The organism is Nocardiopsis lucentensis DSM 44048 (assembly GCF_000341125.1).
In the GTDB taxonomy this organism is placed as follows: domain Bacteria; phylum Actinomycetota; class Actinomycetes; order Streptosporangiales; family Streptosporangiaceae; genus Nocardiopsis; species Nocardiopsis lucentensis.
The window spans coordinates 1-16,283 of record NZ_ANBC01000171.1; the positions used below are offsets into that span (position 1 = coordinate 1).

At 73.2% G+C, this 16,283-nt stretch carries 14 protein-coding genes and 1 pseudogene; 11 read left to right on the forward strand and 4 right to left on the reverse strand.

From position 1 onward, the window contains the following. On the forward strand, positions 1-2,533 hold a 2,533-nt coding region (locus D471_RS0105640; RefSeq protein ID WP_017597724.1), incomplete at its 5' end, for a pyruvate carboxylase. Between the two features lie 57 nt (positions 2,534-2,590). Here the strand turns inward: D471_RS0105640 and D471_RS0105645 are convergent. Beyond that, positions 2,591-2,809 carry a hypothetical protein gene (locus D471_RS0105645; protein ID WP_017597725.1) on the reverse strand — a complete coding sequence of 73 codons (219 nt, stop codon included), beginning with the start codon at positions 2,807-2,809 and terminating at the stop codon, positions 2,591-2,593. A 16-nt stretch (positions 2,810-2,825) separates the two neighbouring features. Then, complete coding sequence (locus D471_RS0105650; protein WP_017597726.1) at positions 2,826-3,734, reverse strand: SPFH domain-containing protein; 909 nt, start codon at positions 3,732-3,734, stop codon at positions 2,826-2,828. A gap of 99 nt (positions 3,735-3,833) precedes the next feature. On the opposite strand from D471_RS0105650, the gene D471_RS0105655 reads away from it, so the two are divergent. Both D471_RS0105655 and D471_RS0105660 read left to right on the forward strand, forming a co-directional pair. After that, positions 3,834-4,331, forward strand: coding sequence for a PH domain-containing protein (locus D471_RS0105655; RefSeq protein WP_017597727.1), 498 nt, complete (start codon positions 3,834-3,836; stop codon positions 4,329-4,331). Then, positions 4,328-6,091, forward strand: a complete 1,764-nt coding sequence (locus tag D471_RS0105660) for a PH domain-containing protein (RefSeq protein WP_017597728.1) — start codon at positions 4,328-4,330, stop codon at positions 6,089-6,091. Before D471_RS0105655 ends, D471_RS0105660 begins: the two co-directional genes overlap by 4 nt. A gap of 7 nt (positions 6,092-6,098) precedes the next feature. On the opposite strand, the gene D471_RS0105665 is transcribed toward D471_RS0105660, so the two are convergent. Next, positions 6,099-6,461 carry an STAS domain-containing protein gene (locus D471_RS0105665; protein ID WP_017597729.1) on the reverse strand — a complete coding sequence of 121 codons (363 nt, stop codon included), beginning with the start codon at positions 6,459-6,461 and terminating at the stop codon, positions 6,099-6,101. Between the two features lie 385 nt (positions 6,462-6,846). Between D471_RS0105665 and D471_RS0105670 the strand changes: the two genes are divergently transcribed. From D471_RS0105670 to D471_RS33185, 4 genes are all read left to right on the forward strand, one after another. After that, on the forward strand, positions 6,847-7,383 hold the full coding sequence (locus D471_RS0105670; RefSeq protein WP_017597730.1) for an NUDIX hydrolase family protein: 537 nt from the start codon (positions 6,847-6,849) through the stop codon (positions 7,381-7,383). 94 nt (positions 7,384-7,477) lie between these two features. Next, positions 7,478-8,131, forward strand: coding sequence for a nucleoside/nucleotide kinase family protein (locus tag D471_RS0105675; protein ID WP_017597731.1), 654 nt, complete (start codon positions 7,478-7,480; stop codon positions 8,129-8,131). 69 nt (positions 8,132-8,200) lie between these two features. Then, positions 8,201-8,821, forward strand: a complete 621-nt coding sequence (locus D471_RS0105680; protein WP_017597732.1) for a TetR/AcrR family transcriptional regulator — start codon at positions 8,201-8,203, stop codon at positions 8,819-8,821. Then, positions 8,818-10,035, forward strand: a complete 1,218-nt coding sequence (locus tag D471_RS33185) for an FAD-dependent oxidoreductase (protein WP_017597733.1) — start codon at positions 8,818-8,820, stop codon at positions 10,033-10,035. Before D471_RS0105680 ends, D471_RS33185 begins: the two co-directional genes overlap by 4 nt. Positions 10,036-10,139: 104 nt before the next feature. On the opposite strand, the gene D471_RS0105690 is transcribed toward D471_RS33185, so the two are convergent. Continuing rightward, positions 10,140-11,357 (reverse strand): NAD(P)/FAD-dependent oxidoreductase, encoded by a 1,218-nt coding sequence (locus tag D471_RS0105690; RefSeq protein WP_040688510.1) that lies wholly within the window; start codon positions 11,355-11,357, stop codon positions 10,140-10,142. 412 nt (positions 11,358-11,769) lie between these two features. Between D471_RS0105690 and D471_RS0105695 the strand changes: the two genes are divergently transcribed. The 4 genes and pseudogenes from D471_RS0105695 to D471_RS37540 form a co-directional block, all read left to right on the forward strand. After that, the gene (locus D471_RS0105695) at positions 11,770-12,342 is read left to right on the forward strand and encodes a pyridoxamine 5'-phosphate oxidase family protein (RefSeq protein WP_026127444.1); all 573 of its coding nucleotides are present in this window, start codon (positions 11,770-11,772) and stop codon (positions 12,340-12,342) included. A gap of 285 nt (positions 12,343-12,627) precedes the next feature. Further along, entirely contained in the window at positions 12,628-14,868 is a 2,241-nt protein-coding gene (locus tag D471_RS0105700; protein WP_017597736.1) for a DUF6351 family protein, read from the forward strand. A 246-nt stretch (positions 14,869-15,114) separates the two neighbouring features. Continuing rightward, positions 15,115-15,840, forward strand: a complete 726-nt coding sequence (locus D471_RS37535) for a helix-turn-helix domain-containing protein (RefSeq protein WP_017597737.1) — start codon at positions 15,115-15,117, stop codon at positions 15,838-15,840. Next, a pseudogene (locus D471_RS37540) lies at positions 15,771-16,283 on the forward strand (hypothetical protein); the annotation flags it as partial. The gene D471_RS37535 and the pseudogene D471_RS37540, both read left to right, overlap by 70 nt.

Here is a 16,283-nt window from a genome sequence, read left to right on the forward strand (position 1 = left end):
CGGAAACCACGTCTTCATCGAGATGAACCCGCGCATCCAGGTCGAACACACCGTGACCGAGGAGGTCACCGACGTCGACCTGGTCCAGGCGCAGCTGCGCATCGCGTCCGGGGAGACCCTGACCGACCTGGGGCTGAGCCAGGACTCGATCACCCTGCGCGGCGCCGCGCTCCAGTGCCGGATCACCACCGAGGACCCCGCCAACGGCTTCCGCCCGGACACCGGCACCATCAGCGCCTACCGCTCCCCCGGCGGGTCCGGTATCCGACTGGACGGCGGCACCGTCGCGGCGGGCACCGAGGTCAGCGCCTACTTCGACTCCCTGCTGGTGAAGCTGAGCTGCCGGGGACGGGACCTGGCCACGGCGATCAGCCGGGCCCGCCGCGCCGTGGCCGAGTTCCGGATCCGCGGCATCGCCACCAACATCCCCTTCCTCCAGGCGGTCCTGGACGACCCGGACTTCCAGCAGGGCCGGGTCACCACCTCGTTCATCGAGGAGCGGCCCCAGCTGCTCACCGCCCGTCCCTCCGCCGACCGGGGCACGCGCCTGTTGACCTACCTGGCCGACGTGACCGTGAACAAGCCGCACGGGGAGCGCCCGCACCTGATCGACCCCGTCGCCAAGCTGCCCGCGATCGGCGAGGACGGGCCGGCGCCCGGTTCCAAGCAGCGGCTGGCGGAGCTGGGGCCGGAGGGGTTCGCGCGTTGGCTGCGCGAGTCCGACACCCTGGCGGTCACCGACACCACCTTCCGTGACGCGCACCAGTCGCTGCTGGCCACGCGGGTGCGGACGAGGGATCTGCTGGCCGTGGCGCCCACGGTGGCCGACACCCTGCCCGGCCTGCTGTCCCTGGAGTGCTGGGGCGGCGCCACCTACGACGTGGCCCTGCGGTTCCTGGCCGAGGACCCCTGGGAGCGGCTGGCCGCGTTGCGCGAGGCGGTGCCCAACATCTGCCTCCAGATGCTCCTGCGCGGCCGCAACACCGTGGGCTACACCCCCTACCCCACCGAGGTGACCTCGTCGTTCGTGCACGAGGCCGCGGCAACGGGTGTGGACGTGTTCCGGGTGTTCGACGCGCTCAACGACGTGGAGCAGATGCGTCCGGCCATCGAGGCGGTCCGTGAGACCGGGACCGGGGTGGCGGAGGTCGCGCTGTGCTACACCTCGGACCTGTCCGACCCGAACGAGAAGCTGTACACGCTCGACTACTACCTGTCCCTGGCCGAGCGGATCGTGGCGGCGGGCGCCCACGTGCTGGCGATCAAGGACATGGCGGGCCTGCTGCGCGCGCCCGCGGCCGCGAAGCTGGTGACGGCGCTGCGCCGCGAGTTCGACCTGCCCGTGCACGTCCACACGCACGACACCGCCGGCGGACAGCTGGCGACCTACCTGGCCGCGGTGAACGCGGGCGCGGACGCGGTGGACGGCGCGGTGGCCTCCATGGCGGGGACGACGTCGCAGCCGTCGCTGTCGGCGATCGTGGCCGCCTTCGACCACTCCGAGCGTCCGACCGGTCTGAGCCTGGACGCGGTGAACGCGCTGGAGCCGTACTGGGAGGCCGTGCGCCGGGTGTACGCGCCCTTCGAGGCGGGGCTGGCCTCGCCCACGGGCCGTGTCTACCACCACGAGATCCCGGGCGGGCAGCTGTCCAACCTGCGCACGCAGGCCATCGCCCTGGGGTTGGGCGACCGTTTCGAGGACATCGAGGCGATGTACGCCGCCGCCGACCGGATGCTGGGCAGGCTGGTCAAGGTGACGCCGTCCTCGAAGGTGGTGGGCGACCTCGCCCTGCACCTGGTCGGCGCGGGGGTCGCGCCCGAGGACTTCGAGAAGGACCCGGGACGGTTCGACGTGCCCGACTCGGTGGTCGGATTCCTGCGGGGCGAGCTCGGTGTGCCTCCGGGCGAGTGGCCCGAGCCGTTCCGCACCAAGGCCCTGGAGGGGCGGGGGGCGGCCCGGCCGACCGAGGAGCTGACGGCACAGGACCGCGCCGGACTGGCCGACGACCGCCGCGCCACCCTGAACCGCCTGCTCTTCCCCGCACCCACCCGGGAGTTCCAGGCGCACCGCTCCGCCTACGGTGACACGAGTGTGCTCTCCAGCCCGGACTTCTTCTACGGGCTGCGCGAGGGCGAGGAGCACGTGGTGGACCTGGAGCCGGGCGTGCGTTTGCTCATCGGCCTGGAGGCGGTCAGCGAGGCCGACGAGCGCGGTGTGCGCACGGTGATGACCACCCTCAACGACCAGCTCCGCCCGCTCCAGATCCGCGACCGCTCGCAGTCGTCCAACGTCCGGGAGGCGGAGAAGGCGGACCGGAGCAACCCCGGGCACGTCGCCGCGCCTTTCGCCGGTGTGGTCACGTTGGCCGTGTCGCAGGGGGAACGGGTGGAGGCCGGCGCCACGGTCGCCACCATCGAGGCGATGAAGATGGAGGCGTCCATCACCGCTCCCGCGGCTGGCGTCGTGTCCCGGATCGCGATCGACGGCGTCCAGCGGGTGGAGGGCGGCGACCTGATCCTCAGTCTGGACTGAGCCTCCGGCATCGCTGACGGAGCCGGGTGTCCCCGCGCGGAGGGGCACCCGGCTCCGTCAGTCGTCCCCCTCCCCCTCGGGTCGCGCCTTGCGGGGGCGACCACGCCGGGGGATGTCGCGTGCCTCCTTGGGCATGCGTCCGGCGTCGTCGAGGGCGCGGCGCAGGAGGAACTCGATCTGGGCGTTGGTACTGCGCAGCTCCTGCCCGGCCCAGCGCGCGAGCGCGTCGTGGACCGCGGGATCGAGCCGCAGCAGCACCTTCTTTCGCTCGGACACGGCCACCTCGTCCCGGTTACTGGTACAGGGTCCCGGTGTTGACGACGGGGTTGGTGGGGCGGTCGGAGCACAGGACCACGAGCAGGTTGCTGACCATGGCGGCCTTGCGCTCCTCGTCCAGTTCCACGACCTCCTGCTCCGACAGGCGCTCCAACGCGCGGTCGACCATGCCGACGGCGCCCTCGACGATCTCCCGGCGGGCGGCGATCATGGCCCCGGCCTGCTGGCGCTGGAGCATGGCCTGGGCGATCTCCGGCGCGTAGGCCAGGTGGGTGAACCGGGACTCCACGACGGTCACCCCGGCGGCCGTGACCCGGTCGGCGACCTCCTTGGACAGCTGCTCGGTGATGAGGTCGGCGTTGTCGCGCAGGGAGGGAACGTCCTCGGCGTCGTAGGAGTCGTAGGGGTAGCGGCCCGCGATGTGGCGGACGGCGGCCTCGGTCTGGGTGGAGACGAACTGGAGGAAGTCGTCCACCTCGAAGGTCGCCCGTGCGGTGTCCTCGACCTGCCAGACCACGACGGCGGCGATCTCGATGGGACTGCCGGAGGCGTCGTTGACCTTGATGACGGAGGTCTCGTGGTTGCGGATGCGTGTGGAGATGGTGCCGCGCAGCGTGAAGGGGTTGACCCAGCGCAGGCCGTCGGTGCGGAGGGTGCCGACGTAGCGGCCGAACAGCTGAACGACGCGCGCCTCGTTGGGCGAGACCATGGTCAGCCCCAGGGACAGTCCCGCGCCCGTGATGACCAGGACCACGCCGACGGCCAGCAGGGCCGGGGACAGGTCGAGGAGGGTCAGGGCCGCGACCGCGGCCCCCGCCAGGACGAGGGCGCCGCTCGCGGCCGCCATCAGGAGGCCGTCCCTGCTGCGGGCGTCGTACTCGCGGTACTGAGGGGTGGGGCGCGGGGCCCCGGTGGGTTCGCTCATGTCGTCTCTCCTCCCGGTGATGACTCAACAATAGCATTGTGATATCACTTTTTATTGACAGGCCCGTTCGGGCCCCGAACGAGAGGAGATGCGGACGCGATGAGCAGCGACGCTCCCCGCTTGCGCCCACCCCACCACCGCGTCGACCGCCGCGCGGTGTGGTGGTGGACCACCCGGTCACTGACGGTCACCGTGGTCCTCACGGCCGTGCCCGTGGTCCCGGCCCTGATCTGGGCTCCGCCACGCTCCTGGTTCCTGCTCGCGGCCGCGGTGATCGGCGGTCTCGGACTGCTGATCACGGTGGTCATGCCGCAGTGGCGGTACCGCGTCCACCGGTGGGAGGTCACCGACACCGCCGTCTACACCGCCAGCGGCTGGATCTGGCAGGAGTGGCGCGTGGCGCCGATGTCGCGGATCCAGACCGTGGACACCGCCCGCGGCCCCCTCCAGCGCGCGTTCGGCCTGTCCAGCGTGACCGTGACGACCGCGTCCGCCGCCGGGCCCATCGAGATCACCGGGCTGGACCACACCGTGGCCACCGACGTGGCCGAGCGGCTGACCGAAACCACCCAGGCGACCCCGGGAGATGCGACATGACCTCCCCCGACGGGCTTTCCCCCCAGACTCCGGACCACCCCGCCGACCCCGAGGTCCCCTGGCAGCGGCTCCACCCGCTGTCGGTGTGGGCCAGTGCCGCCGTGGCGGGGATCTTCCTCGTGCCCTCGGCGATCGTGGGCACGATCGTGCTCGCCGTGCTGGGCCAGTACCCGTGGGTGTTCTTCCCCGTGCCCGGGTCGCTCGCCTTCCTGGCCCTGACGACCTACCTCGACCTGCTGAGGCTGCGCGCCACCCGCTACCGGGTGACCGACGAGCGCATGGAGGTGCGGTCCGGCGTCATCGCCAAGTCCTACCGCTCCATCCCGCGCGAACGCGTGCGCAGTGTGGACGTGGCCGCTCCGCTGTACGTGCGGGTGTTCGGGCTGTGCTCGGTGACGGTCGGCACCGGTGAGAAGGTCGGCTCCGGAGGTTCGGACCAGCTCCAGCTCATCTACGTCACCGCCGAGCAGGGCGAGGGGCTGCGGCGGGACCTGTTGCACCGGCGGGCCCCACGACGGACCGGCGACGCCGAGGGCGCCGACGGCTCCGGGACGGCCGGGGCCGCGGAGGAGGAGGCCGCGGAGGAGGAGGCCGCGGACGAGGTCGAGCTCGCCCGGCTCGTGCCCGCGTGGTTGGCCTACGCCCCGGCGACCGCCGCCACTTTGGGCGTCGGCCTCGGTGCGATCGCCGCCCTGCTGGGGCTCAACGCCCAGACCGGCGGTGTGGGCTGGGACTGGGTCTCCGGCCGGCTGGGACTGCCGACCCCCGAGCAGATGTCCTCGTTCGTGATGGCGCGGCTGCTGATGGTGGTGCCGCTGTCGCTGCTGGCCCTGCTGGTGTCGGGGGTGGTGGTCCTGACCCTGGCCGCGGTGGAGACCTGGTGGAACTACCGGCTCACCCGCGAAGCCGACGGCACCGTGCGACTGCGTCGGGGGCTGTTGACGAGCGTGTCGCTGTCGGTGGAGGGTCGGCGCCTCAACGGTGTGACCCTGCACGAGCCGTTCGTGCTGCGCTCGGTGGGCGGCGCGGACGTGCGGGCCGTGGCGACCGGTCTGTCGGCCGCCGACGAGAAGAAGACCAGCGCGAAGAGTCGCCTGTCCCCCGGCATGCCCCGGGCACGGGCGCGGGCGCTGGCCGCCGATCTCATGCGCGAGGAGGCCTCTCCCCTGGACGTGCCGCTGACCGCCCACCCCCGGTCGGCGCTGCGCCGCCGGTTCACCAGGGCCGGGTTCGTCACGGTGCTCGGTACGGTGGCCGCGGCGGCGCTGGCCTGGGCGCACGGCCTGGCCAACCAGACGTGGTGGGAGCACGCGATCCGCGCGGAACAGGAGTTCGCGCCGGTCCCCCTGGCCACACCGGTGCTGGAGACCACGCCGACCTGGGGCTGGGGCGTGTTGGCGGTGCTCCTGGGGGTGGCGGCGTTCTGGTACGCGCTGGGCTCCTACCGGGGTCTGGGCCACGGCCTGCATCCGCGCTACCTGGTGGTGCGCCAGGGTATGGCGGCGCGCGACACGGTGGCCCTGGAGCGGTCGGCGGTGATCGGCTGGCGGATCACGCGGTCGCCGTTCCAACGGTGGGCGGGCTTGGCGGACGTGGCGGCGACCACGGCGGCGGGCTCGGGGATGTACGCGGCCACGGATGTCGGTCTGGGTCAGGGGCTGGCGTGGGCGGACGCCGCGGCACCGGGGCTGTTGGAGCCCTTCCTCGTTCGGGAGGACGGGGGCGGCGCGTCGGGCGCCCGGGAGCGGGAGGGGGCGTGAACCCCGGTCAGGGCGTCCCGGTGACCGGGCCTCCCGAGACCGGGGCGCCGTCCACCCGCAGCCCGCTGGTGTGGGTCAGGGCCATCTCCACCAGCGGGTAGATCTCGAACACCCGGCCCATGCCGAGCGCGTCGAGCACGCGCGCGGCGATCGGGGAGGGTTCGGCGAGGACCACGTGGCGACCCTCGCGGGTGAGGCTCCAAGAGACCGACAGCAGCGCGCGCAACCCGCTGGCGTCGAAGAAGTCCAGGCCGGACATGTCCACGACGAGGCAGTCGCACCGCGAGTCGTGTGCGGCCCGCAGCAGCCGGTCGCGCATGCGGCCCGCGGTGGCGAGGTCGACTTCGCCGTGGACGGGGACCACCGTCACTCCCGTGCAGGGGAAACATTCCTGGACGGAGAACCGGGCATCACTCGCCACTCGGGCCACCTCTCACCGGTCGTAACCTATCCACTACGCAACCGCGTACGAGATCGTAACCTCTCTGATGAGGCTGCGGGAGGCTTTTCGCGAGAAAAACCCGGGAAATCTCACCGATGGCGGGTTCGGGTCTCTCCTCACCTTTCTCGGACACTCCCGAACCCCCACCCGCGCCGTGCTTTCGGCCCTCCGGTGCGGTAGAAGCGGTACTGCACACGTGCGCCCCGCCCGGCAGGTCCGGGCGCGGGTCCGACCCCCAGGGTCACGACGAGAGCGAAGGGAGGGAGCGGCGCCCGCACCCCGACCGTGCCCGGGGAGCCCCGCCGCGCACCCCATGACCGAGACCGCAGACACCCAGCCCGGATGGTTCTCCCCCGAGGAGCTGGAGAGCATCCGCGGACGCATGCCCGTGCTCTACGTCCAGGCCGTACCCGTACGCGTGGACGAGACCGGGACGGTGACCCACCTCGGCCTGCTCATGCGGGCGGCCCCGGACGGCACGTTCAGCCGGTCGGTCGTCTCGGGCCGCGTGCTCTACCACGAACGCGTTCGCGACGCCCTGCTGCGCCACCTGGAGAAGGACCTGGGACCGGTCGCGCTCCCGCGCATCCCCACCTCGCCTCAGCCCTTCACGGTGGCCGAGTACTTCCCCACCCCCGGGATCACGCCGTTCCACGATCCCCGCCAGCACGCCGTGGCCATGGCCTACATCGTCCCGGTGTCCGGCGACTGCCAGCCGCGCCAGGACGCCCTGGACCTGGTCTGGCTGACGCCGGAGGAGGCGTCCAGTCCGCAGGTGCGCGAGGAGATGGCGGGCGGCCAGGGCGTGCTGCTGCGCCAGGCACTGGCTCATGTGGGCCACGCGCCCTGACCGCTCGCCGTCCTGCGCCGCTCCCGCCGGGTGCACCCGGCGGGAGCGGCGCAGGACGTGTTCGGCGGGCACTCACCTGTCCTAGGCTCGGGCCATGTCCGACACCGTGGTCACCGACGCCCTCGCCCTCCTCCCACCGACCGCCCCGGGCGGCGGGCGCACCGTACTGGGGCTGGCGGGGGCCCCCGCCGCCGGGAAGTCGACGCTCGCCCGCCACCTGGTGGCCGAGATCAACGACCGTACGGCGCCCGGGACCGCCGGATACCTGCCCCTGGACGGCTTCCACCTGTCCAACACACAGCTCAGCCGCCTCGGCCGCCGCCACCGCAAGGGCGCTCCGGACACGTTCGACGCCCACGGATACGTGGCGCTGGTGCGCCGTCTGCTGGAAGAGACCGACCACCCCGTCTACGTGCCCGACTACGACCGCGACCTGCACGAGCCGGTCGCGGCCCGGCACGTGATCGAACCGCACACCCGCCTGGTCGTCACCGAGGGCAACTACCTCGCCAACGACGAGGCACCCTGGTCCCGTGCGCGCGCCCTGTTCGCCGAGCTCTGGTACGTGGAGGCGCCCGACGAGGTGCGGGAGCTGCGGCTGCACCGACGTCAGCGCGCGGGCGGCCTGACCGACGACGCCGCGCGCGACTGGGTCGAGCGCAGCGACCGCCCCAACGGTGAGCTGGTCAAACGCTTCCAACGGAACTGTACGCGCGTGGTACGCGGGGACGCCCTCCAGCGCCGCTGAGCGCGGGGCCGCGCGAGGCTCTTGGGACACGCGCTTGACCGGAGTTCCGCGCGCCCTTAGTTTGGTCATATGACCAAGGCAAACGACCAAACTTCGGAGACCCCCTCCGTCACCTCCGCGGAACGGGGCCGGACCAGCCGGGCCAAACTGCTCGCCGCCGCCGTGGAGCTCATCCCCGAGGTGGGCTGGAACGCGGTCACCACCCGACTCGTCGCGGCGCGGGCCGAGGTCCGCCCGGGCCTGGTGCACTACCACTTCGACTCCCTCGAAGCCCTGCTGCGCGCCGCCGTCGACTCGGCGATGGCCGACGTCCTCGAGGGCCCCCTGTCCGCGATGACGGGCATGGACGATCCCGTCGAGGCGATGCGCGCCGCCCTGGCCGCGATGGACGCCTACCAGGGCGACGACCCCGCGTCCGTGCTGTTCGCGGAGGCCTACCTGGCCGCCACGCGAGATCCCGAGTTGAACGCGACCATGTCCCGGATTCTCGGGGACACCCGCGCGTCCATCGAGGCATGGCTGACCCGGCACGGCACACCCCAGCCCGAGGCGGTCGCGGAACTGCTGTGCGCCTTCCTGGACGGCATCGTGCTGCACCGGGCCCTGGTGCCCGTGCCCGGACCGGACGCCTACGTCGAACCCCTGCGCCGCCTCCTCGCGGCGTCCGGCTCCGAGGAGGGCACGCGATGAGGGCCGTCATCGTCGGCGGGGGCATCGCCGGTCTGGCCACGGCGTGGTGGCTGCGGCGCGCGGGCTGGGAGAGCACGGTGGTCGAGCACCATCGGACACCGCACGGGGTCGTCGACACCGACGCCGCGGCCGAGGGGGTCATCCCCGGCGGCTACGTCATCGACTTCTTCGGACCCGGCTACGACTCGATCGAGGCCATGGGGTTGCGCGACCGGCTGCGCAGCCACGACCTGCGCCTGGAAGGAATCCAGTACCGTGCGACGAACGGTCGTCGCACCGCGCGCATGGGCACCGACGCCACCCAGCGCATGGGCGGGGGTCGTCTGGTCTCGATGCTGCGCGGCAACCTGGAGCTGATCCTGCGCGAGGCGTTGGGACCGGGGGCCGACGTGCGGCACGGGCTCAGCGTCGCCCGTGTCGAGCAGGACCCCGACGGGGTGACGGTGGAGCTGACCGACGGCACCGTGGAACGGGCGGACCTGCTCGTGGGCGCCGACGGCGTGCACTCGCGGGTACGCGAGCTGGTGTTCGGGCCCGAGGAGCGGTACCGCCGTTACCTGGGCGCGCACACGGCCGCGTTCCTGTTCGAGGACCCCGAGGTGGTGCGGGCCGTGGGACGCGAGCTGCACATGGTGGAGGCGCCCCGGGTCCAGGCGGGCGTGTACGGCCTGACCGGGACCACGGGTGCGACCTTCCTGTGCCACCTGTCGCCGGAGGGATCGATGCCCTCGGATCCGCGCGCACGGCTGCGCGAGGTCTACGCGGGCATGGGCTGGTACCTGCCGCGCCTGTTGGAGGCGTGCCCGCCGAAGCCGTTCTACGACGAGGTCGAGCAGATCGAGGTGCCCACCTGGTCGCGTTCGCGGGTCGTGCTGGTCGGCGACGCCTGCCAGGCGGTGTCGCTCATGGCGGGCCAGGGCGCGAGCATGGCGGTGGCCGCCGCCGAGGTGCTGGGGCGTGAACTGGGCGGGGCGGGGCCCTCCGAAGCGGAGATCGGGGCCGCCCTGTCCCGGTACGAGGGCCGGGTCAAGCCCGTGATCGAGACGAAACAGGCGGCCGGACGGCGGCTGGCCCGGTGGTTCGTGCCCGCCTCGGCGACCCGGATGCTGGTGCGCCGCCAACTGCTGCGCCTGGCGTCGACGCCGCTGGCCGACCGGGTGGCGCGCCCCTTCCTGGCCAGTCCGAAGCTCACTCCGGAACGGGAGCGCGCCTGACCGCCCCACCACGCGGTCCACCGCACGGCGCCCGGCCGTCACCGCGGCGGACCGGCGCGACACCGACGTCGCGATGGGCTCCGCCCCTGCTCCCCGCGAGCCCGTCACGGGCTGACGGTGGCCTCCGCCGCCCGCGCGTTGCGCTTCGCGGCGCCCCGGGCCACACGGCGCAGCACGGCGAAGTTGCTGTCGGCCGTGCGCGTGCTCCCGCGCAGTCCCCCGTAGGCGCCCGCGACGATGAACTCCTTGTACCGCGCGGCGACGCGCCCCCGGAGCACGAGTGAGCGGGGGCGGTCGTCGGCGGTGACGAACTGGATGATCCCGTCGCGGCGTCCCAGGCTCACGCACAGGTTGAGGTAGCCGAAGGGGGTCCGCTTCGGTTCGCGCCCGGCGACGCGGTCGAGGATGACCTCCGCGGCCGTCCATCCCATGGGCAGGCCCGTGGCGCAGGACATCCGCAGGACCCCGCCCCCGGGATCCGTTCCGTGCGCGGCGTCACCGACCACGTACACGTCGGGGTGGGAGACCGAGCGCTGGGTGATGTCCACCAGGGCACGGCCGTCATCGTCGACGGTGAGTCCGGCCGCGCGCCCCAGGGGGGAGACGGAGAAGCCGACGGTCCAGGCCACGAGGGCGGCGGGCACGCGCGCGCCGTCGGCGAGGCGCACCCCGGTGGCGTCCACCTCGGCGACGTCGGTGTTCTCCCGGACGGTCACGCCGAGGCGGTCGAACACACGCAGGACGTGGGCGCGCCCCTTCTCGTTGGTGCCGGGGGCGATCCGGCCCCGGGTGAGCAGGTCGACGCGGATGCCGGGGTGGCTCTCGGCGATCTCTGCCGCCAGTTCGACACCGGTGTGCCCTCCCCCGATCACGGCGAGGCGTTCGGGCCGGTCGGAGGCGATGCGGGCGGCGATGGCGCGCGCACCGTCGAGCGTGGCGCAGGTGAGCGCGTGCTCGGCGGCGCCGGGGACGGCGACGCGCCCCTCCGAGCTGCCCAGGGCGTGGACGAGGGTGTCGTAGGTGAGGGTGCGGACCGTCCCCCCAACCCGCACCGAGACCCGCCGCGCGTCGGGGTCGAGGGCCTCGACCCAGCCCACGACCAGGTCGATGTCCGTGCCCTCCAGCGACTCGGTCAGCGGGTGCACGCCGACGTCGCGTCCGGCGGCGACCTCGTGCAGGCGGACCCGTTCGACGAAGTCGGCGCTGGCGTTGACCAGGGTGACGCTGACCTCGAGTGCGCGTGTCCGAGCGTCGTGGGCGATCTTGCGCGCCGCCGCGAGCCCGGCGTATCCGGCTCCGAGTACCAGGATGTCGTGTGCCATGGGGTCTCTCCCGTCGGTTCCGTGGACCTTCACCCCTTCGGACGGGGCGGCGACGGCCGAACGTGACATGGCGGCGCGAGACGAGGATCACTCCGGGGTGGGCGACAGAGACAAGGACGTCCACATGGCGGGACGTGTGTTCCACATGGTGTCCACGGGTGGAAGATTCGCCAGTCAGCGCGGCGCCCGTCGACGCACGGGGCCCGGAGCCGGCCCGGCCACGCGCCGCATCACGTGCCCGCTGACCAATAGCACCCGAAAGGTAGGCGTTCCGCCTCGTTTGGGTCGTGTGTGCGACGGGGTAGGCGGTCAGTGGGACCTTCGCCGTCACAGTCGGGGAGCCGCGCCTTCCGGCTCCGTCCGCCGAGGACGGCGGGGGAGGAGACGAAGGCAGCACCTCAGGGGGCTCGTGATGGATGGAACAAGCGCGGGCGGCGCGGGGGCCCGGGAGCGGGGGACGGCGACCACGTCGGCCTCCCCGCCCGGACAGCGTCAGAGCGACGACGTCATGGAGGGCAGTTCCCGGTTGGACGAGAAGTCCGAACTCCTCGCCGGAGCCGACCTCGCGGAGGGGAACGCCAAGGCCAGCTTCACCGTGCTGGAACGGGAGACCTGCCTCAACCTGCTGGCCGAGCACAGCGTCGGCCGGGTGGCCTTCACCATAGAGGGGGACGCCGCACCGACGATTCTGCCGGTGAACTACCTCATGACCAATGACACGATCGTGTTCCGGTCCACCCTGGCCGGAACGATCATGCGACACGGACGGGGCTACGCCTCCTTCCAGGTCGACCAGTTCGACGAGGAGCGCCGTGAGGGGTGGAGCGTCCTGGTCTCGGGCCGCTGCCGGTGGATCCGCGATCCCGGAGAGCTCTCCCGGCTCCCGCAGGGCCGCATGCCCCAGCCGTGGGCGGCCGGTCCGCGCGACGAGGTCCTCAAGATCACCCCGGCCAGGGTGAGCGGTCGGCGGATCAGCCGGTCCTGAGGGCCGTCGCGGCCCGGTCGGCGCCGACCGGGCCGCGCGCCCACCGCGGGACGGGGCGGGCACGCTCCGACACACCCGCCCCGTCCCGGCCTCGGCGGACGGGGAGGGAGTTCGGTTCGTCCCGTTTCGGGGTATCCGAGGCGTCATGGGAGTGCAAAGCCCGCCTCATCCCCGGTGTGTTCCCGTCGTACCGGCCGACCGTCCGGACACGATCGGGGCGTGCGCGAGCGATCCCGAGCGGCTCTCGGCCGCAGTCCCCGCAACCGATCCGTCCCGAGGCCGCCCGTGCTGAGCACGCGCGGCCGACGCGTCCTGTACGGCGCCGGAGCCGCCTTCTGCGCCGCCCTGTTCACCGTCTCCGGGGCGCAGCCCACCACACGGGGCGCCGTCGAGGCCTCCGCGGCCGTCCTCCCCCCGTCCGCGGCGCCCGCCACCCCCCTGCCGGAGGACGCGGGAGCCCCCACACTCCAGGTGCTCTCCTCCCGGCCCGACGCCGTCATGGGCGGCACCGCCCTGGTCCGGCTGGGCCTGCCGTCCGGAACCGCCCCGGACCGGGCCCGGCTGACGGTCGACGGCGAGGACGTCACCGACGCGCTCCGGGCGGTGTACCTGGACGGCGCTGGCCCGGCCCTGGAGGGGGTGGTCACCGGCCTGCCCGAGGGCGGGAGCACGCTGGTGGCGTCGCTGTCCGGGCTCCGGACGCGGCTCACGGTCACCAACCACCCGGCGCGGGGGCCGGTGTTCTCCGGCCCGCACGAGACACCGTTCGTGTGCGACACCGACTCCTTCGACCTGCACGGCGGAGGCACCCTCGGACCCGCCCTGGACGAGGACTGCTCCGCGCCGACCGTGGTTCGCCACATGTACCGCACCGCCGGGGGCGCGTGGGCGGCGATGCCCGACCCCGACCGCGTGCCCGACGACGCCGCCCGCACCACCACCTCCGCCGGCGCCGAGGTCCCCTACACCGTGCGGGTGGAGACCGGGACCGCCAACCGCGCGATCTACGAGACGGCCGTGCTGTTCACCCCCGGCGCAGACGGACCCGACCCCTGGCACGCGCCCGAGGGGTGGAACCGGCGCCTGGTCTACAAGTTCGGCGGCGGGTGCAAGGGCGGATGGTACGTACAGGGGTCGAAGACCGCGGGGGTCCTGGACGACGGCATGCTCTCCCGTGGATACGCGGTGGCTTCGGCCACGCTCAACGTGTTCGGGTTCAACTGCAACGACCTGCTGGCCGCCGAGACGATGTCGGCGGTCCGGGAGCGGTTCGTCCTGGCCCACGGCGCCCCCGACCTCACCCTGGGCTGGGGCTCCTCCGGCGGCGCCTACCAGTCCCACCAGATCGCCGACAACTACCCGGGCCTGCTGGACGGGGTGGTGGTGTCGCAGAGCTTCCCCGACGTGCTCACCTCACTGGTCCCGGCGGCCGCGGACGCGCTGCTGCTCGACACCTACGCCCGGGAGCACCCCGACGCCCTGACCCGCGACCAGCAGCTCGCGGTGTCGGGCTTCCCCTCGTGGCGGAGCATCGGACGCATGGCCCGGGAGGCGGTGCGGATCGACCCCAGGGGAACCTGTCGGGACCGGGTGCCCGACGAGCTCCTCTACCACCCCGAGGACAACCCCGGCGGCGCGCGGTGCGAGCTGTTCGCGCACACGGTCAACGTCTACGGCACCGACCCGGACACCGGTCGGCCCCGGCGCCCGCTGGACAACGTCGGTGTGCAGTACGGGCTCGGAGCGCTGCTGGACGGGACCATCGACGTGGACGCGTTCCTGCACCTGAACGAGCACGTCGGCGGTATCGACGCCGACGGTCAGGTGGTGTCGGAGCGGACCGTGGCCGATCCGGGGGCGACCGCCGCCGCCTACCGGACCGGCCGCCTGCTCAACGGCGGCGGGGGCCTGGCGCGGATCCCGGTCGTGGACCACCGCACCTACCTCGACGACTCCCCGAACGGGGACGTGCACATGCGCTACCACTCGTTCGCCACCCGTGAGCGGCTGCGCGCGGCGAACGGCACCGCCGACAACCACGTGATGCTGGTGGAGGCGCGCGGGTCGGGCGGGTTCTCCGCGTCGGCGCCGGTGGCCGGCCGGGCGCTGGTCGAGCTGGACGCGTGGGCGACGGGGATCCTGGAACGGCGAGGGGAGCACCCGCGGGTCCCGGACGCGGACCGGCTCCGCGCCGCGCGGCCGGAGTGGCTCACGGACTCGTGCTGGGTGGGGGACGCTCCGCGTCGGCGGGTGGTCGGCGAGCAGCTGCCGCTGGGGGCCGGGAGCGGGGACACGTGCGCGGAGGCCTACCCGGTGCACTCCTCGCCGCGCATGGTGGCGGGGGCGCCGCCGGCCTCGGACGTGATCCGGTGCCGCCTGGTGCCCTTCGACGCGCGGGCGCACCCGGCGCGGTTCACGAAGGAGCAGGCCGAGCGGGCGGAGCGGGTGTTCGCGGAGGGGGTGTGCGACTGGTCGGCCCCCGGCGAGGGGCAGCGGGGTCTGGCGGGCACCTGGTTGCGGTTCTGACCCGATCCCGGGATGCGACAGGGCCGAAACCGAGGACGGGGGTCGGGACGAACCGCGCACATCCACCGATGTACGCGATTCCCGACAGCGTTTCCGGGGAGAACGTCGCGGAGTTCCCCGAAACGACACGAATCCGTGTTCGCCCCACTACGGTGGGTCCCGAAAAGATTCGAGCCCGGTCGGTGCCACCAACACCGGTCCCGGGCTCTGACCATCCCTCCTGAATCAACCAGGAAGGCGGCTGCCGTGCAGTCTACTGTCCTCCACCCCTGCCTCGAGGCCGAAACCCCGGATCCAGTCGACTCTTTCGCGTGCGGCCCCCGCAGGCGTGAGAAGGGCGCGCTGAAGGGGGTCGGGTTCATTCCGGTCCTGTGGGTCGCCCGGGCCCTGCGTGAAGGGCTGCTGCCCTGCTGCCGGACGGTCCCGGTCGCCCTGGCCATCGCCGACGCCGTGGACGCCGACGGGCGGTGGTGTTTCCTGAGCCACGAGACCATCGTGCGGCGCTGCGGCGGCACCGTGAGCCGGTCCACGGTCGAGCGCGCCCTGAACGACCTCGCCGCCGCCGGACTCATCCGGCGCCTGACCCGTTCCCAGGTGCGCGACTTCTTCGCCGAGGACGTGACGGACGGCGTCCGACAGGCCGACCGGCTCCCCGGGGTCCTGGAGCTGCTGATCCCCGCCAGTGCCTTCGCCGAACCGACGCTGGCCGAGATCAACGAGGTCCGCGCCGGGTTGGACGAGGACCCCCTCGACGCGGCCACCCGCCCCTACCCACGTGTGGGAACGACACCCCAGTCCGAGGTGCCGCCCGTTCGATCTGACGTCCGCGACACGTCGGATCGAGGTACAGACCCTTACCCCACACACCCTTCCCCCAGCGACCCTTCTCCGTCCGTCCGGAGGTGCGAGCCCGGGGAAGCGGCGGCCCCGCCGCCGGGCGCACGGCCAGCGACACCCCGGCGAGGCGGCTGATCGCGCGCATCCCCGACGCGGCCCTGGGAAACCCGGCCGCCGACCGCGCCGCGTTGTCGCGGGCCGTGCGCCGGGTTCTGAACGAAGGGCTGGAGCCCGAAGAACTGACCGCCGTGCTGCGCGACGCCACGAGCGCGCGCCGCCCCTTCCCCGCGCTCATGCGCCGCCTGCGCGGCCCCGAGGACGCACGCGCCTTCCTCGACGGACGCCTCGGGCGCGGCGTCGGCGGGACCCCGCCCTCACCGTTCACGGGTCTCCCCCTCCCCCGGACCGGAGACGACCCCGGCCCCTTCGCCCGGCCGCCGGAGTTCTCGGTGGACGCGGCCGGGACCGCACCCCGCACCTGCCCGGACCACCCCGCGATCCGCAACGCCCCCGGAGGGACCTGCCGGGTGTGCGACCGCCCCTGCCGGACGGTCCCGGGCGAGCTGATGCACCCGCCC